This window comes from Anaeromyxobacter oryzisoli, from assembly GCF_022690765.1.
Taxonomy (GTDB): Bacteria; Myxococcota; Myxococcia; order Myxococcales; family Anaeromyxobacteraceae; genus Anaeromyxobacter; species Anaeromyxobacter oryzisoli.
In genome coordinates, this window is sequence record NZ_JALCZA010000024.1 from 11,550 (window position 1) to 31,382 (window position 19,833).

General features: G+C 70.4%; 3 protein-coding genes (1 of these 3 cut by a window edge). All 3 read right to left on the reverse strand.

Going from position 1 to position 19,833, the window contains the following annotated elements:
• Tightly spaced (each overlapping or abutting the next), the 3 genes in view from MNZ27_RS09930 to MNZ27_RS09940 form a layout consistent with a single transcriptional unit that may run on beyond the window.
• Nucleotides 1–243 carry a hypothetical protein gene (locus MNZ27_RS09930; protein WP_242393890.1) on the reverse strand — a complete coding sequence of 81 codons (243 nt, stop codon included), beginning with the start codon at nt 241–243 and terminating at the stop codon, nt 1–3.
• Nucleotides 244–11,748 (reverse strand): RHS repeat-associated core domain-containing protein, encoded by an 11,505-nt coding sequence (locus tag MNZ27_RS09935; RefSeq protein ID WP_242393891.1) that lies wholly within the window; start codon nt 11,746–11,748, stop codon nt 244–246.
• Nucleotides 11,745–19,833 carry the final stretch of a CARDB domain-containing protein gene (locus MNZ27_RS09940; RefSeq protein ID WP_242393892.1) on the reverse strand. It continues 8,984 nt past the right edge of the window, so only the last 8,089 of its 17,073 coding nucleotides appear in the window; its start codon lies off the right edge, out of view — the gene reads right to left on this strand; its stop codon occupies nt 11,745–11,747. Before MNZ27_RS09940 ends, MNZ27_RS09935 begins: the two co-directional genes overlap by 4 nt.

Consider the following 19,833-nt stretch of genomic DNA (forward strand, 5'->3'; position numbering starts at 1 on the left):
TCACGATGCCCACTCCGTGGCATCCGGCAGGCGCCCCGCCTTCCACTCCTTCCGTATCTTCGCGGCGGCTCTGCTGAACACGTGACCCTTCTCGTCTCCCGGAAGGGGCTCCACCACCGTCACTTCGCCACTGGACTTCTTGATGGCAAGTGTTCCAGCTTCCCCACCATCGCTCTCGAAACGGTAGCGGGCTGAATCTTGGTCCTCGAAGCACTTGGTGAGTATGACGTGGAAGGCCATCATCTACTCCGGTTTCCATGTACGTCCCGAACGAAGTGTAGCGCCATGCGCCTGCGTGTAGTTGGTCTTGAAGAGGGACTCGAATCTTGACTCGAAGTACTCATGCTGGAGCAGATCAAGGTCGGACTGGACGAAGTCACCGGCCTTGAGTCTGCTCCAGGCGTTTACGATATCGGGATCGGCATCGAACTGTCGCACGCCTAGGTCCAACTCGTGTTCCTTGAAGAACACATGGTCCTTGATGCGCGCCACTTCCGCCTCGGACATTCCCGAGTTCTGAGCGATTGCGCTGACGTCTGCGGTATCGGCGCGTATACCGTTGTATGCCTCTTCCGCCGCCTCCCATCCCTCGACCGTCGCGGAGTTGAGGACCTGTCGCGCACCTGTCTCCACGCTGGTCGCGGCGCGCACACTCGCAGAAGCGGGGGGATCAGCCAGGTCGCCTGCCCTTGCCGCCCCGACGCTGCCCGACGCGGGACGAGCCGGCGCCGGCTCCTGCGGTGCTGGTGCTGTCTTGCCCAGTTCGGGTGCCTTGACGAGTTTCGTTTCCGGTTTGGTGGCGGCCTCGACCACCACCGTCACAACAGGTCTCGGCCTCGTTGTCCTGACCGGGCTTGTTCCCGGCTCGACTCCTCCGGCCGCCAAACCCGCTCCGACTGTCAGTGCAGTTACTTGCGCAGAGCATCCGCCGACACTGGCACCCGGATTCGCCGGGTCGCACTCGCCGAAGCTGATGGCCTGGAGAGACGGCTGGCCAGAAGTCAGCAGGCCCGCGCCAAAGAGAGCGGCACACGCCTCTGGTCCAAGTGTGCAGACAACGGCCATCCCGGCGCCAATTGCTGCACCCTCGTTAGCGCCATCGATGGCTTCGTCTGTAGACTTTAGGACTAGTCGGTTCGCCTCAGCTGCTTTCCGGAACTGCGGCGACTGACTCGGAAACGGTGGAGCCGAGATGTCTAGGAAGAACTTGAGAATGTCCTCCAGCACGCCGTGACCACTGGGGTCCGTGTACCGCAGTGGATTGCTGCGGACGTACATGTACCGATGCAAGCTGGGCGCGTCGATGTATGTGCCTTCCAGTGAATCCCTGGAGACGAACGCCCCGATCTCTGCGTCGTAATACCTCGCCCGCGCATACACGAGCCCGGTCTCCGGGTCGAACTGGTGCCCCGTGAACCCGAGCTTCGGCTCCGAGGACGCCGGCGCCGTGCCGTTCCGGTACTGTCCCCATGCGTCGTACCGGTGGCCAGCCGCGACGGCACCGGTCGTGCTCGTCAGGTCCGTCGCCGACCCGAGCGCGTCGGTGCTGATGAACCGCCGCCCAGCGCCGTCGTCCACGGCCAGCGGCTCGTGTGCGTAGTGGTACCGCCGGTACGCAGGGTGCCCAGTCGAGGCGGAGGCTTCCTGCAAGACGTGCCGATCATCGAGCACGTACTCCACGTCCTCCTGGGCGGTCTTACGCTTCACCCGCTGCAGGTCCCCGTCGTAGTCGTACCGGCCCACCTCCACGCCGTTGTCCACCACCGCCGTCAGCGTGTCCCGCGACGACCAACGCAGCCGCCTCGTCAGCGTCCCCTTCTGCCTCAGGATCAGGTTGCCCGCCGCGTCGTAGCCGAACGTCGCGCTCTGCGTCGCGTCCACCGCGTCCGTCCGCGCGTACACCCAGTCCGCTCGGTTGAAGCTCGCCGTCACGTCTCGCGTCAGCGTCGCGCCGGCTGGGATCGGATCGAACCGGGTGAGATCGCTCCCCGACACGACCCCGGTCAGCTCCCGCTCACCGGTCCGGTTCCCCACCGCGTCCAGGCGGTACAGCTCCGCTCGACCGCCGGAGTAGAGCACGCCGACGAGCCGATCCAGCGCGTCGTAACCATAGGTGGTGAGCTCCTCCGGCCCGAGCGCCGAAGCTCCCGGCTCACGCCGCTGCTCCACCTGCCTCGTCCGGTTCCCGTCCCCGTCGTACCCATAGTCAAACCGGCTCACCACCGGCACGCTCGCACCGCACGTCTCGTCGATCGCCCCTACCGCCGTGACGATCGTCGTGAGCCGCCGGGCCGCGTCGTAGCACCGTCCCTCCCGTAGGCCGTTCGGATAGCTGCTCCCCTTCGCCAGCCCGTCGGGCCAGTACCCGTAGCTCGCCACCCCCGCCGGCGTCGTCGCCGTCGCGAGCCGGTCGAGCGCGTCGTACGTGTACGACGTCTCCACCCCGTCCGGATCCGTCACCCTGGTCCGGTTCCCCTTCGCGTCGTACTCGTACCCCACCACCTTCCCGTCGTACCGGGTCTCGCTCCTCAGCCGGTCGAGCCCGTCGAACACCCGGTCCGTCGTCTCCGTCACCACCCCCGCCGCGGTGTGCTTCTCCTCCCTCCGGTGCTCCACCGCGCCGTTCCCGTTCCACTCCTCCGTGATCGCCGACGTGTACGGCAGCTCCACCGGCACGTTCGCCTGGTACTCCGTCCGCTCCCGCCGGTCGAGCAGCCCGTACGTGTACGTCGTCACCAGCAGCCGCGGGTCCGTCTGCGTCCGCGGGTTCCCGTTCTCGTCGTACGTCCCGCTCCAGTGCAGCGTCCCCCGCTCCGCCGCCGGATCGTCCGCCGGTGCCGGGTCTTCCCCGTGCACCGCGCTCACCGCCGCGCGGGTCACCAGCCGCTCGTGCCGATCCCGGTGCTGCCACTCGTCCGTCCGCCGGTTCAGCGCGTCGTACGCGTACGTCGTCAGGCTCCCGTTCCCGTCCTGCTTCGACAGCAGGTTCCGGCTCTCGTCGTACACGAACGTGTACACGCTGCCGTTCGCGTCCGTCACCGACGCGAGCTTCGACTCCTCCTCGTACGCCCACCGGGTCACGTACCCGCCCGTGCACGCCGCCCCCTGCACGGCCTCGAGCGACATCCCCCGCGCCCCGTCTACCCCGAGCGCGTCGCCCCCCAGCGGCCTCTTCTCGCAGACCTTGTTCCCCGCCCCGTCGAACGCCCGCGTCGTCACGTTCCCCAGCGCGTCCTCGCTCCTCACCCCTCGGTTCAGGTCGTCGTAGCTCTCGCGCAGGTCGAAAGCCCAGGCGCCCCGCGGCCCCTTGGTGGTCAGCCGGTTCCCCGCCTTGTCGTACGTGTACGTCGTCGCCGCCGCGGCCGTCGTCCCTGCGCCCCGCGTCTCCTTCGTCCGCCGGTTCCCCCCGTCGTACTCCCACTCCGTCCTGTGCCCGTTCCCGTCCACCTTCGCGATCACGTTCCCGTTGCCGTCGTAGCTCGACGACTCCGTACGCACCTCCCCTCCCGACCCGCGGACCTCCTGCTCGATCCGCCCCATCCCGTCCCGCTCCCGCACCAGCGGGATCCCCCGGCGATCCGTCGCCGTCTCCGTTCGCGCACCGTCGTCGTAGCTCGTCGACTGCGAGTACACGACCACGCCGTCGCGCACGTCGCGCTGCGCCACCGGGCGGTTCGCCGCGTCGAGGTCGTACTCCGCCACGTACCCCTTGCGGTCCGTGACGGCGCGCCGGTTCACCGCGTCCCATCGCGTGAGCACCGACTTCCCGAGCGCGTCACGGACCTCGACCTCGCGGTGAAGGCCGTCTAGGTATCGCCAGGTGATGTCCCCGCGTGCGTCCACCTCCGCGACCTGCGTCTTCCCGTCCAGCCCCGGCTCGTCGATGTACGTCCGCAGCAGCGTCCGGAGCGGCGCGCCCCCGCTCGAGATGGACTCGATCAGGTTCTCCCGCGTCGGCCGGCCCAGCGCGTCGTACGTGGTGTTCCGAACGATGCCCCGTCGATCCGTGCGCGCAGTGACGTGCCCCTCGCCGTCGAGCTGGGCCGCTTCCCACACGCCCATCGGGAGCTCTCGGCGGATCGTTCGGCCGAGCGCGTCGTGAAGCTCCTGCGTCTGCCGGCCGAGGGGATCGATGGTCAGGCTTCGGTTCCCCGCCGCGTCGTACTGGGCTCGCGTGACCAGCCCGAGCGGAACCGTGCCGTCGGCTGGCCTCGCGATGAGCCCGCTCCCGTCGTCGACGATCTCCTGGTACACGCGGTCGACGTCGTCGAGCGACCGCGTCGTCACGTACCCGCGCCGGTCGCTGATCGCCACCGTGTGGTTGGCGTCGTCGTACGCCGTCTGCTGCCGGTACGTGACGGTGCCGGCGAGGGTCGCCACCACCTCCGTCGTCGTCCGCGGCCGGTTCAGGCCGTCGTACGTGGTGGTGCGGGTGAGGTGCGCCACCCCCTCCGGAGCTTCCTGGGCCAGGACGTGGACGTTGCCGTTGCGATCGTACGCGGTACGCTCCACCCGCCCGACGGCGTCCACCACCGTCGCGACCCGATCGGCGAAGTCGTAGGTCCACGTCGTCGCGTTGCCGTTGCCGTCGGCCTCGTACGTCTTGTTCCCCACCACGTCGAAGCGGCGGCTGGTGGTGTAGCGAACCAGCCCGATGCCGGACCGCGCCGGGACCGGAGGGCCCTGAACCCCCACCACCCGGTACAGCGAGTCGAGCTGGTAATCGGTCCGGTGCCCGTGCAGGTCCGTCTCGAAGACCTTGTTCCCGACGGCGTCGTAACCGTAGGTCGCGGTGAGCCTGCTCACCTGGAGGTCCGCAGGATCGCCGCCCTGCGCCGTGAACGTGGTCGGATCCGCGATCGAGACCGTCACCCGGATCGGCCGATCCGCCCAGTCGTACTCGGTGTGGGTCCGAACCCCGCGGCGATCGATCACGTCCGTCCTGTTCCCGGCCTCGTCGAAGCTGAACGCCGTCGTGACGCCGGCCTGCGGCAGCCCCGGTCCGGTCTCCACGACCAGCGACGGACGCCCGAGGCCGTCGAGGGACGTCACGCGGGACAACCCGAAGCCGTTCGTCTCGAGCCTCGGCTGACCGCCCGGCCAGAACGCGTACGACTTCTCGAGCGGCGGAGAGTTTCCCTTCGTGTTGTCCCGCTTCTCGTAGACGACACGGTCGAGCGCGTCGTAGGACCGCGACAGGGAATGCCCCAGGCTGTCGGTCTGGGTGACGAGCCGGCTCCGCGGGTCGTACCCGAGGATCGTGGTGACCACCGATCCCGGCGCCGGGCTCACCTGCTCTCGCGTCGCGTCCCCGTAGCGATCGTAGGCCAGCACCCTCGAGACGTTTCCCTCTCCATCCGTGGTGCTGACCAGGTCGCCCCGCACGAAGCTCGAGTCGGGGCACCCCGCGTTCACGCCGCAGTAGCTCCACCGTGTAACGACGTCGGCGGCCGAGGCGCCCGCCCGGCTCGCCAGCTCGTCGCACGACCCGCCCGCCGAGAGGACCGTGCTCGCGAGCGGCGTCGCGTACCGATACACGCCGAGCAGGCGCCCGGTACCGGTCGTGCCCGAGTCGTAGGTGGTGACGGTCACGCGCCCCGCCGGATCGACGTGACACGTCACGCCACCGAACTGCGCGTCGTAGCTCCATCGCTCCACCACCGACGAGATCGTCGTTCCGACCCCGTCGTCGGGCGCGACGGTCGCCCCGCCCGCCCCCGACGCCGCAAGCACCGGGACGAGCACGCGCCGCTCGATCAGGTTGCCCCGCGCATCGTACGCGTACGTCGTCCGGCGACCTCGCGGGTCCTCCTCCGACGCCGGCAGCTCGTGGTTCGAGTCCCAGACCGTCTTCGACACGGCGCTGAGCTGCGCATCGATCGGGCGCTCGACCTGACTCGCCGCGCCGTACGGATCCATCCAGTAGACGGTCGTGGCGTTCGCGGGGACGTCCGCACGCGGGCTCTTGACCTTCGTCGCGTACGCGAGGCGCGCGGCGCCGGAGACGGAGATCGTCGCGGGCTCGAGGCTGTAGGTGAACGTCGTCGCCCGGCCCGGTTGCGGCCCGTTCACGCGCCTGACGCGCTCCTGCTTGTCTCCCATGAGCAGGAACTGTCCCTCGCCCGGCATGGGATCCGATGCCGAGTAGTAGTCGTATGTCGTGGTGACGCCGTTCGGATCCGTGTAGCTGGCGAGGTGCTTCTTGAGGGGCTCGAGCTCGCTCTGGACGTACGTGTACGACTCGCTGCGAGCCACCGGCCCGAGATCGCAGTCGCCGTCGTGACGCGAGGCCTTCAGCAGGTTCTGCGTCGCGGGATCGTACGCGTACGAGACACAGACGCCGAGGCTCGTGCCCGGCTGGTCCGGGAGGGAGGCGGCCCGCGTCAGCGTCACGCTCGCCAGCTGCGCCCGCTTCGCCCCGGCTGGACGGGCGTACCGGAACTCCAGATACCGCTGGTGGCCGGGCTCGAAGACCCGGCTCACCTCGTAATCGAACTCGGGGCCGAAGTACTCGAGATCGATCTGCTGCCCGTCCGGATAGGTGATCGACCGCAGCGGATAGCGATAGGGCCAGGCCTCGGTGTTGAGGCCCGAGTAGTGGTAGGCCACCCCGCTCTTCGATGTGAAGGTGACCTCCTCGCCCGCCCCCGCCGAGCCGCTCTGGACCGTGAGCGTCCCGTGGTACCCGCGCTGGGGAGTGCATGACCTCGCCGCCGTGCAACGGAAGGCCTGGCCTCCTCCGTCCCCTCCGACGACGACGTACTCGCTCCCGGACGCCTGACCGCTTCCGTTGCCGAGGACCGTCTGCGGGTCCGGGATGACGTACGAGCGGTAGCTATGCGTCCATCCCGCGCCGAGCGGCGACGCCTCGAAGCCGCGGCTCGTGTACGAACGCTGAAGCCTCAGGCCCCCGGCCCTCCCCGGCAGCGAGAGATCCTCCGACTGCTTCACCAAATGGCCATCGACGGTGCTCACGTCCTTCACGAACGTGTGCCCGACGGGGAGAGCTCCCGCGTCCACGTACTCCACCAGGAACGGGATCTCCTTCGTCTCGCCGGCGGTGGCGTCCGACGGCGTCACCTGGATCTTGACGGTCTCGTTGCCGACGCCGACCGGGTAGACCCAGAGACGCAGCGCGCCGCTCGGCGCGATCTCGGGCGGCGGCGGCATGTTCGGAACTGCCGCCACGGCGATCGCGCCCGTGTCGGTCCTGCCGACGTCCGCGGCGCTGAGGAGGGTCCCGCCGAGGGAGACGAGCAACCGCCCGGGCCCGGGTGCCACGAAGTCGAGCTTGGCCGGGATCAGCAGCGGGTCCGCGGTGGCCGTCGCCGGCGACGTCCCCGTGACCGGCGTCGCCGTCGACTCGAAGTTGCGGACGGGGATGAGCACCTTGGCGCGCAGTTCGTCCGGCCCGAGAATGTTCGCGCCTACCGCGGGGATGGCGATCTGGCTCGTCGCCACCTCGACGAGCGAGGTCGCGCCGATCGCGGGATCGGGCGCAAGGACGTGCAGGATGACCTTGCCACCCCGCGAGCCCGCGACGAGGTCGAGGCTCAGGTCGCTCCGCGCGTACTCCGGGATGCGAACCAGATCCGGCCACTCCGGATAGGGCGTCTGGCCAGGCTGCGGCGTCGCGACCAGCGCCTCGCCCGGGGAGTTCGGGATCTGGACGATCCGCAGATAGAGCGGGTATGCCGCCCGGTTGGTGACGCCAAAATCCAGGGCTACGTCACCGGGGGACAGCGAGTGGTTCGGCCCCGTCGGCGCGTAGATTCGTCCGGGGAGGACCCGCTGCGTCTCGATGGGCACCGTCGACGAGAAGGGCGTGAAGGTGATGGGGATGCTGCAGCAGTCCCGGGTCCCGTCCGCGAGCGTCACCTCCGCGTCGAAGGTGATCTGCTCGGCACGATCCAGCAGCTCGTAGCGAGGCCAGAAGACGACGTTCGTGTCCGTGTCGATGCCGTCCGTGGCGCCCGCGCCGACCGTCGACGGGGTCGCCGACCGCCGATCCCAGACCATGGAGCCGTCGGAGACCGTCATGTGCACGGCGACGCCACCGATCCCCGGCTCGTCACCTCGAAGCGGGACCCAGGCCGGACCGGAGCCCGTGTTTCTCCGGAGCACCTGGAAGACGTACGGCTCCGGGAACGAGGAGCCGAAGATGCCATCGAAGCTGTTCCGCGCCGAAGGCACCCACCCGAACACGTATCTCCACGAGTCCGACTCGACGCCCTCCACGGTGTAGCTCGCGGAGGCTCCGCCACACGACGCCGTCACGACGTTGGTGCCGCCGTTGATGAAGTTCGCGACCACCGTCCCCATCTCGTCCGTGACCTGCTGCAGGACCGCCACCTGGTCCGGATCGCTGGGATCGAGCTGCTCCACGTGGGAAGCCGAGCGTCGCGAGGGCAGGATGAATCGCCCCGTCGCGGGCGATTGCGTCCAGGTGACCAGCTGGTTGGCGAGCTTGTTGCCCCATCGGTCCGTGACGGTCGCGGGGAGATCCTCGCCCAGGATCATCTGGAACGGCACCCTGAACTGCGTGTTCGATTGCAGGACGATCTTCGCCGGCACGTCCGGCAACCCCACCTCCCGGAACGGCTCGGCGAGGACGATCCTCGTACCGGCAGCGTCCAACGTCTCGGCGGAGATGACGTTGAGTCCCACCGTCTGGTTGCTGGGCGATCCCGGCTGCTCGATGAAGGAGTTGCCGATCAGCGTGTCCGGCGAGACCGCCACGGCCGCACGACCCGTGGAGTCCGTCGTGACGGTGACGGAGCCGGTGACCTCCGAGGACGAACCCGGGACGCGGAACGTCGGCTTGGCGCCCCCCATCGCCCGGAAGGTCACCTGGGCCCCCTGGACGGCGACGCCTGCGCTGGTCGTGACGAACACGACCAGGTTTCGCGGCAGCTCGTTGCCCACCACGACGCTCTGCAGGTCGGTGCTGGGCAACTTGATGATGCGAGCGACGAGCGTCGTATCGGGCGTCGCGGGGGGGGCGTCCGGCTGCTGCAGCTGCTGGGCGAGCGTGGCGTCCTTCCACGCGTCCGGGGAGGCGACCGTCTGAGCACCGGACAGGTGCCCGGAGAGGAAATAGCCGCCTTCCTCCGTGCCCGGCGCCCGGGCGATGAACCCGGTGCCGGTCCACGCCTGGATCGCCAGATCCGTCGAGGGGATGATCACCTGCCGGCCCGCCGCGAGCTGGTCCTGGACGTCCCGCACCACCTCCGGCGTCGTGGCGAGGAGCGGCAACGAGCTCGAGGCGTTGTTCTTGTCCAGCGTGAGGACCGCCACCCCTCGGGCGTGCGCCTCCTGGATGGCGGTTACGGCCGAGACGGCGCCCTCGCCCGTGCCGTCGGTGAGGACCTTCGCCTCGAGGAGCGATCCCTGGTACCCGGAGAGCTGGAGGAGCTGCTTGCCTCGTCCCGCCACGAGGTCGAGGGGCGTCATGCTTCGATGATCGGCGTCGACCTCGAGCCCCTTCCACGCGACCCTGCGGCGGACGCCGAGCACCTCGTCGACCGCCAGCTGGTTCTCGACCAACACCAGGTTCGCCGTCGGACGCACGGGAACGACCCGCAACAGCTGGCCGAGCTCCTCCTCAGCCTCCGTCCACGCGTTGGCGTAGGCAGCGGCTCGCGCGTACAGGAACCGGGGCGCCGGCCCATCGACGCCGAGGGGCGACGCGTCGTCCGCATGACCGTTGGTGGGGCCGGCGAATCCGACCGCGACGAGGTTGCCCGCGATGATCCGGTTGTCGACGCGTCGCGCCGAACCGCCCGGGAGGAGGAGCTCCATCGACCAGGCGTGCTCGGCTCCGAGCCCGACGGCCCGCCTCGCGGCTGCCTTCTCCTCTCCGTCGACCCGGATCACGGCCACCAGCTCGACGGCCGCCGCAGGAGCCTGGTAGAGCCCGCCCGCTTGCGCGATCAGGTCGGCGTCGGCGTCGGTCGCGGGACGATACGTGAACAGCGTCCGGTGTCCGACGAGCTGGTGCAGCGGCAGCGTCGTTTCCAGGAACGCTCCTGACGAATCCGACGCGACGAAGCGGACACGGTGCTTGAAATCGTCGGGCAGGAACGCCGTCTCCTCGTTGACGGAGACGACGCGGTACGGCAACGACCCGGGGATGAACGCGATCTCCTCGGACCGCTGCGCCACGGTCCGAAGGACGTCGGCATACTGCACTCCGGCCCCGCTCGAGCCCAGATAGGCCTCGACGCGCGTCCTCACGAACTCGAGCGGCGACTGCGGCGTCGGCTGGGCGAGATACTCCTGCATCATCACGGAGGCGCTCAGCCCGGCCTCCTGCCACACGTCCAGGGACGGTGAGGAGGCCGCGTTCTTCACGGCGCCCGTCACGGCGGGATCCATCGGTACCCATTGCCGGATCGCCCCGGCCATTCCCGTGCCGCGGTAGCGGGCATACGGGATGAAAGCCTCGACCCACGTGTGAACGAACCGGACGGCGGTCACTTGCCCGCCGCTGACCACCGGCTCGAACGGGATGCCCGCGGAGGTGAGCGCGGTGAGGACCTGGTCTCGTGCCGCGCCCGGGAGCGCGTAGGTTCCCTCGGCCGCCTGGGCCGCGTCCGCATCGGCGGCGGCGAGCAGGCCCATGAGGGCCGCCATCCGCCACAGCGGCAGCTCGATGGTGCCTCGCACGAACCTGGCGGCGGTGCCCTGGGCCCGGAGCAGCGCGACCAGGAGCGCCGACAGGTCGGCGTCGTTCCCGCGCGCCTCCCGCAGCGTCTCCGCGGAGCCCTTGAGCGCGCCGTAGTACCAGTCGAGCTTCAGCTGGTTCTTGACGAAGCCGTATGCGGCCTCGGCGGTCTCGAGATCTCGAGCCTTCGAGATCACGTCCGCGGAGAGCTCCACCTCGCGCCCGGTGGTGGTGTCCTCGAGCGCGGGAGCCGAGGCGTCCGGCGCGAGATACGCGGGCGTGATCTCCACCGTCGGGAGGCGTGCGGGCTGCAGCGCTCCCTGGACGTAGGTGAGGTCCGCGCTCAGGACCGGCGGCAGCCGAAGCGCACCCCACCCTCGGAGCGTCACCTCGATGCGACGAAGCTCCGTCGAAGCGTCACGCCAGGTGAGCCTCCGCCAGCAGTGGCTCAGCCGCTGACCGAGCCCGCCCTGCGCCAGCACGAGATCCTCCGCCAAGGCGGCGAGGCGCCCACCCGTCGCGGCGAGGCGGGCGTCCAGGTGTTCGCGCTCCGTCCGCACGCGCGCAGCGGCCTCCTCGCGCCCCCGCTGTCGAGCGAGCACCTGCTCGAGAGCGAGGAGATGCTCCCGGGCGTCCCTACCCTGCCTCGCGAGCAACGCCGCGGCCTGCTGCGCCGCTGCCTGCGCTGCCTGGAGCCGCTCGCGCTCGGCAGCCGGCGGCCGCAGCGGCAGGGCCAGGCGCTGCCACCAGCCCGGCTCGGGGCCGAGCGCTCGCCGTGCCGACGCCAGCGAACGCTCGAGCTGGACCGCCAGCTCCGGCCCGCCGCCCGAGGCGGGGTTGAGCGCCCGCGCGTTCTCGAAGGCCCGCGTCCGCTCGGCGATCGGAGCCCGGTCGGGCCGCGCACCTGGACGGTCGAGGGGAGTGACCTCGAGCCTCGCGCCGGCCCCGATCGGCTCCGCCGCCGCGCCACGCGCGACCAGGCAGGCGAGCAGCACGCACAGCGAGGGCGCGAGGCCCGTCACCTTACGTGACGCCCGGCTCCACGCCTTCGCTTCCCCCTCCACGACCGACTGCACGTTCACGGGCGCGTCTCCCAGTAGGCAAGCTGTGCGTCGAGCGCGAGCCGCAGCGCGGTGGGGTCCACGGTCCGCAGCGCCCTGGCCGCCTGGATCGCCGAGAGGAGGTCCGCGATGGCCTGCTCGCGCTCGGACGCGGTCGCGCCCGGGTTGGCCTGGACGCCGGCCAGGGCCGACAGGATCTTCGCTCGGTTCGCGGCGTCCGTTCCCTTGTCCGGCACCGCAGCGGCCAGATCCAGGGACGTCGCCGCGAGCTCCGCCGCGCCGCTCCCCAGGACGAGCGCCAGCGGGAACTCGCCCCAGACGCTGACGCCGGACGAGCGAACCGCGGCGACCTCGGCCGAGGTCGTGTACGTCCCCGCCGCCGAAGGCAGGCGCACGAGGTAGCCGAACCGGTCGTTCTGCCCCTGCGCCTGCGGGAGGGACCATTCGATCTCGCCGGTCGGCAATCTCTGGCCCGCACCGCCGATCGACACGACCTGCAGCGCGGGATCCAGCGACTCGCGCACCCGGGTCGTCGTCGGCCTGGCCTCGTTGGTGACGGAGATCTCCACCGCCGCGACGGCCATCGGCGCGAGCGACGCTTCCGAGGTGACGAATGCAACCGCTCCGGACACGAGCCTCGCGACAGTCGCCGGCGGGCCGGCCTGGGATGGATCGAAGCCGATCACGACGGCGGCGCCCATGCCGAACCCGTGTATGGTCGCCGCGACGTCACCGGAGCCAGCGAACCATCCGATCGGCGACGCCGCCCCCGGCTCGAGCTGAACGCCGCCCGGCGCGGCGATCTGCATCGCCTCGGACACGGCGCTGGACGTCACGGTGACGTTCCCGGCCAGCTCGTTCCCGCGGAACTGCGTGCCCAGGGCCTCCGCGAGCTTCGGCCAGGCAGCCTGATTCTCGCGCAGCACCACGATCCCGACTCCGCGATGAGCAGCCTCCGTCAGCTCCTGCTCGACCTCGCTGGCGAGCACGCCCGCAGGAATGGGGGGGACGGGGAGCGCCGCGGCGCACGTCGTCGAACCACCCGCGCCGAGCACGTCCGTGAGGACCACCACGTCGTGCACTCCCGACCGCAGCTGGACGAGAAGGTCGCTGAGAGCCTGCACCGCGGTCAGCTCGACGTCGGGCAGCACGGCGGACAGGAAGCTCTGGATCCTCCGAGCCTCCGCCGGATCACAGGGCAGTCGCAGCAGGACGCGCGACTGCCTGGTCACGAGGTGCTTGTCCACGGCGTACTTCACGAGGACGAGGGTGAAGCTCACGGTCTTCGCCGCGACGTTCCCGGCGAGATCCCTGGCGGTCACCGTGAGCCGGTAGGAGCCCTCCGCCCCCACCGTCGTCCCGCTCACGAACGGGGTCCCGTTCAACGTGGCGGACACGCTCCCGAGGTGGGCGTCGCTCGCCCCGAACGTCGGCGTGACGGGATCGGCGTACTCGGCGCCGTCGGCCAGGTTCACCGAGATTGACGGAGGAGTCTCGTCGATCTCGAACCGGATGGTGGCCCGGGTCGAGTTGCCGGCGAGATCGTAGGCCGTCACGTCCAGCTGGTGAACGCCCTCGGCGCTCACGACGGTCCCAGGGAGCAGCGTCACACCGTCGAGCGTCTCGACGGTCCGCGTGTAGTCGAGGTTGGCATCGCTCACGGTGACGATCGGCAAGACGGGCTGGTTCGTGAGCTCGCCGTCCTCCACCCCCGCGATCCGGATCGCCGGCGGCGTCGTGTCGATCGTGAAGCTCCCGCTTGCGGTCGTCTTGTTCCCGGCCTGGTCCAGCGCGACCACGGAGACGGCGTACGCACCGTCGCCCGACACCGGCGTGCCCGAGGCGAAGGCGGCCCCGTTCAACGTCGCGTTCACGGACAGCAGGTTGGAGTCCGTCGCGGTGACCGTCGGGCTCACGGCGCCGTTCACGAGCTCGCCGTTCGTGAACCCACCGATCGAGACCGCCGGCGGGGTCTTGTCGATGACGAACGCGACGGGCCGTGCCGCCACGTTCCCCGCCAGGTCGCGCGCGTCGATCGCGAGCGCGTGCGGACCTTCGCCGCCGATGATCGTACCCGGGGAGAACGGCCGTCCATCGAGGGTCACCGAGTACGAGTCGAGGTGTGGATCCGTGACGGCGATCGCCGGCGTGATGTCGCTCGGGACGTAAGCGCCGTCGAAGACGCCTCCGACCGCGATGACCGGCGGCGTACCATCGACCGAGAACCGAACGCCCGCCGTCGTGGCGTTCCCTGCGCGATCCGTGGCCTGGGCCGTGAGGACGTAATCGCCGTCGAGCACGATCGTGGTGCCCGACGGGAAGGTCGTCCCGTTGAGCTGCGCCTCCACTCGCGCCAGGTTGACGTCTTCGGCGACTAGCGTGGGCGTGACGGGCACGTTCAGCAGCGCGCCGTCGGTGACCCCCTGGATCGCCAGCCGAGGCGCCACGGTGTCGCTCACGACGTGGACCGTCACCGGGTTCGCTGCCGTCGGTGCGAGAAGGCCGTCGTTCCCCTGCGCGTCCGCGGCGCTGAACACGAGCGTGTAGGCGCCGTCCGCGGGGAAGTGAATGGCGCCCGTCCAGGTCCCGTCGAGGACGCTCCCCTGCTGGAGCGTCAACGCGCTCGCCTGACCGTTGGCCGTCACGCGGACGACCGCCGTCCCGGAGGCGTCATCCTTCGCGGCCACCTGCGCCACGAGCTCTCCCCTGACGAAAGCACCCTCGGAAGGGGCCTGGGCACTCAGCGCCGGCGCGAGCCCGTCCACCACCTTGAAGCGTGCCACGGCGAGGATCTCCGAGATCCCATCGTGGTCCACTGCCAGCGACAAGCCGTAGACTCCCAGCGGAAGGCCCCCGGACACGCTCGCGCCCCAGGTGACCGCCGACGCGGGGTCGATCGCCGCCAGGGTCGAGTCGACGCGCCCGATCTCCGCTCCGGTGATCGGGTCCACGGTCACCAGGTGAGCCACCCCGGACGAGCTCGACCTCGAGCCCACGTTGCCGACGGTGAGCGTGATCGCGATGGGCGCACCGAACGGAGTGGCCGGATCGCCAGGTGAGGCGGCGGTGATCGAGCCCACGAGCAGCGGCCGTCCGACGATCTCGAACCGGCTCACCGTCTGCGACAGCACCTCCCCTCCCGCCACGACGCTCGCCGAGACCGAGTACGATCCTGGCGGGAGCCCGAGCGTGCTCACCGTCGTCCCCATGTTGAGCTCCCCGCCCATCCAGAGGTACGGGACGGGCCGGTCCACCGGCGAGGCGACCACGTTGCCGCCCGAGTCCTCGAGCCGAAGTCGATAGGTCGCGCCGTCCAAGGGCGCGTTCAGCGAATCATTCGAGATGAGCGAATCGATGACCACGTCCTCGCCGGTGAGGTAGCTCGCCCGATCGGTCAGGGCCGTCATCGTGATGGACGTGCTGGGCGCGACGGTCACGTCGATCGAGGAAGCAGCCTTCTGGGTTCCGCCCACGAACTGCGCGACGACCCGATACGACCCCGCCAGCGTGCGGCCGACGCTCAACGGGACGACGACGACGGTGGTCGAAGCTCCCGCTGCGGTGACCGCCTGATCCGGCGCCGTGACCGCAGGCGCTCCGCTCGGGTCCACGAGCGCCGTGCTCAGGACGCCGCTGATGGGTGACCCTGGGTTGCTCAGCGTGATCTGCGCCGTGATGACGTCATCGGCCTGGACGAGCAGCGGCTGGGCGTCCAGCGCCATCGCGATGGAGCCGGATGCTCCGATCACGAACGGGACCTGGGCTTGGTTGTTGGTGAGATCCGCGTCGCCTCCGCCGTTCGACGGATCGGCCATGACCACGAGCGTCTGCGGGCCGGACAGCCCGGTCGTGTCCAGCGGGACGACGAGCACCGCGGACTCTCCCGGCGCGAGCCCCTGCACGGCGACCGGGGTCGCCTGCCTGAGCGTGCCGTCCGAGGCGCTCATGGTGGCCGCCACCGTCGCCCCCTGCGTCGCGACTGGCCCGCGGTTGGTGACCGTCACGAGCGCCCGCACCTGCCCCCCGGCGACCGCGACGGACGGCTGGACGAGCGCGCTCACCGCGACATCCGGCAGCGCGCTCGTGTCGAGATCGACCTCGATGGCTTCGGAGAGCCCGCTGCGATTGCCGCTGGCGTCGATCGCAACTGCCGCGAAGACGTTCGGGCCCGAATCGAGCTGGACTGGGACCTGGAACTGACCGCCCGGGACGAGGCGGGCCGCTCCGGATCCGGCGAAGCGGTGCAGGCCGGTGTCGGGCCAGATGAGCTCGGAGGCCTGCCCCAGCGCGCCCAGGTCCGTCTCCGTCCTCGTCGCGAGATCGATCACGACCAGCTCGCCGTCCGCGTCGCACGCCAGCCGGGTGCCATCGGAAGCGAACACCGGCGTGTGAGCGTACCGTGCGTACGGGCCGTCCATGGCTCCGTTCTCGACGAGGTAGACCTGAGCGACGTACGAGTAGTCCGCCAGCAGCGCAGCCACGTGCGCGCCGTCAGGCGTCGCGGTCCAGTCCCTCACCAGGTACGGCGCGCTGGCGATGACCTGCCGTGCCCCAGTTCCCAGGTCGAGGCGGACGAGCGAGGCCCCGGAGTTACCGATGAATCCGAGGGCGCCGCTGGAGATCCAGCCTAGCCGGCTGGCTCCACCGGACGGAACCGCGGTGACGCTCTCCGTGCCCGTCGCGAGATCCGTCACGACGATGGCGGCCGCCGGGCGCGGCGCGAGATACGCGACGCGAGTGGAATCAGGCGACCACGAGAGCGAGCTCTCGCCCCCCGGATCCGCCGCGAGCAGCGGAGTGACCGCGCCGGTCTCCACGTCACCGATCTGGACCGTCGTCCGGTACGCGGCGTCGTAGGCGAGGAACGCGACGTGCCTCGCGTCGGGCGACAGGTACGGGCCGGCCGCGAGCCACCCCGGCACGGCGAGGGTGACCACGCGCTTCTGAGTCGGCCACTCGACGGCGATGTACGTCTTCCATTGAGCGTCGTAGTACCCGTAGGCGAGCGGCTCACCGCTCCCTGCCATCTCGAACCGGTACGACGGCGCGTAGGCCGTCGCGACCGGTCGCGCGAGGATCATGGGCTGGTCGGCGAGGGCGGACCCGGCGTACCGCGCGTTCTGGGTGAGCTCGACGGTTGAGTTGCGCTCGGCGAAGCCGCTGATCGTGGCCGCGCGCGCGCTCGTCCCGAGCGGACTTCCGGCGACGGTCGGCTGCAGGATCACCGGACGGCCCGGAGCCACGAGGTCGCTGGGCACGCCCGACACCACGTTGGACGGCGGGCTCTCGTTCCCAGCCGAATCGATGGCGAAGACCCGGTACTGGTAGAGCACGCCGTTGGTGACGCCGTGATCGGCGAAGGCGAGCGCGTCGGTCGAGTCGACCGCCACGAAAGTCGCACCGCCGGTGGCGCGTTCCAGCCGGAAGCGCGCGGCGCCCTGGAAGCTCCAGGACAGGTCGAGCTCCCCTCCGGTCGATGGCACCGCGATCGAGAGCACCGGCGTGACCGGAGCCCGAACGGCGACGGTCGCCACGACGGAGTTCGAGACCGACCCGGCGATGCCCCCAGGGCTGAGCGCCTTCACTCGGTAGGTGTGCGTCCCGTTGGGCACGTTCCGGTCCGTGAAGCTCACGCCCGCGCTGGACGTGGTGCCCACGATCCGATCCGTCCCGGCGGTGGTCCGGATCAGCTGGTAGCTCCCAACCGCGGACGTGTCCCCGGTCACCGAGAACGCCAGGGAGACGTCCGATCCGCTCACTCCCGCGAGCGAGAGCGCGATCCCGACGTCGGGCGGAGGCTCGTACCGCACCGTGACGGGGTCGGAGAGACGGCTCCGGTTCCCCAGCGCGTCCGTCGCCTGTGCGGTGAGGACGTTGTCGCCTGGCGCCAGGCTCGCCGTGATCGTGAACCGTCCGTCAGCATCCGCTTGCCCGCTTCCGGCAGGAGCGCCGGCTCGGAAGAGCGTCACGGCCGCGTTCGCGGTGGCGTTCGCGCCCGTCGCGACGAAGCTGGCGTCTCCGACCACCCCCGTCGCGGGGGCGAGGGTCGGCGCGTAGATCCGCGCCACCGCAGACCCGGTGGCGGACTGCCCGAACGCGCCCCACGCGGTCACGTCGTACTGGAGCGTCACATCTCCGGCCGTGCTCACGGTCTCGGCGACTGGCGTGCCAGACGTCACGACCGACTGGGCCGAGGCCTCGCACAGGCTGTTCCACTGATTCGGAGAGGTGAAGCTGACCCTGAACGCGCTGCCGAGGATGGGCGGTGCGACGCTGACGTGGACCGGAGTGCTCCCCGTCTGACGCAGCTGCGTGGCGACCGGGACCCACACCCCCTGCACGCTCAGGAGGACGTCGAAGGTGCCGCCTCCTGCGTACACGTCGATGCCGCTGACCAGGCCCGGCTTCGCGAAGGTGAGCTGCCAGTAAGCCGTGCCGTACCCTGGCGACCAGCAGCTGTAATTGTTCCCATCCAGGGCTGCACCCGGCGTGCCGCTGTACGTGTAGCTCGCCGTGGCCGAGCCAGAGAGGCTCGTCGCGCTCGGCGCCAGGACGGCGCCCCCGCGCTGGACGGCGAACCCGACGGCACGTCCGGAAGGGTTCGGGTCCTGCCAGCTGATGGAGACGGAGCTCTGGTCCACCTGCGGGACGACCGAAGGCGCTGCGAGTCCCGGCGCGAAGAAGGCGAACGTAGAGACCGGGGCCGAGTCGGTCTTGCCGGACGTATCGGTCGCGCGCGCACGCAGCTCCAGCACCGGCGAGGAGAGCGTGCTCGGGTCCAGCGTCACGACGTACGGACGAACCGTGAGCGGCGCTCCCACGGCCGTGAAGGAGCCGGCGCCACCCGGCCTCACCTCGACCTGGACGCTGGCGACGTCCTGGTCCACGGCATCGGCGACGATGGTGAACGGCCCCGTGACGCGCCCGAGCGCCGCCGGGCTGACGACGGTCGCTCGCGGCGCACGCCGCTCGACGGTGACCGCCATCGCGTTCGAGAGCGCGCTCAGGTTCGCGGCCGTGTCGACCGCCTGCACCTGGTAAGAGAAGGTCCCGTCGGGCGCGCCCTTGTCGATCCACGTCGTGGTCCCGGACGGCAGCACGTACGGACGCGCATCGGTGAGGTCCGTACCGGCCGGAACGCTCACCGGGGCGCCGTTCCGGTACACCAGGTATCCAGCGACGTCTGCCGCCTCCGACGCTTGCCACGTCAGGCTGACGTCGCCTCCCTGGACCGTCGCGGAGACCAGGACCGGCGCCGGCGGCGGATCGTTGTCCACCGCGACGGTCGTGCGCGACTCGGCGACGTTGCCGGCGAGGTCCTCCGCCTCGAGGCGGAAGGTCAACGTCGAGCCCGAGACCACGGTCGTCGTGTCGTACGTTCCGAGAACGCCGACGTTCACGCCGGCCGCCGACCGCCGCACCAGCGTGAACGTGGCTGGCGTCGGACCGACCCCGACCTCGAGCCGGTACTCCTTGAAGTCCCGATCGCTGGCGGCGGTACCGACGACGTCCACGAAGCCGTGCACGGCCGATCCGCCCCCCGGTTTGTAGATCGATGCCACCGGAGGCGTCGTGTCGACGTCGATGACCGCCGCGGGAGATGGGCCGCTCTCGAGGCTCGCCGCGTCGACGGCGACGACCGTGTACTGGTAGGTGCCGTCGCGGAGCCCGACGTCGGTCCAGGTCGTGCCCTGGACCAGGGATGGGCCGACTCCGACGGCCGCCCCCTGCCCCAGGCTGCGAAGGATGCGATAGCCGACCACGTCGGCATCTGGACTCGCCTGCCAGGTGAGCACGATGTCGTTCTTCGGCTGCAGGATCGCCTGGAGCGCAGGCGGCGCCCGCGGCGGCGTCCGATCGATGAAGAAGCCGGCTTCATCCACCTGCTCGTTCCCGGCCCGGTCGACGGCCGTGAGCCGAGCCGTGTACGCGCCCTCCGCCAGCTGGCCCTGCACGGAGGCGAGCACACCGTTCGCGACCGCGCTCGTCCCGTGCGCGATGGGGACGAATCGGTAGGCGGTCCCGGGCACGCCGTCGGAGAGCTCGAGCGTCCACGAGACGAGGTTCTCGTCCGCGACCGTTCCCGTGAGGTCGTCGAGCGTCGGC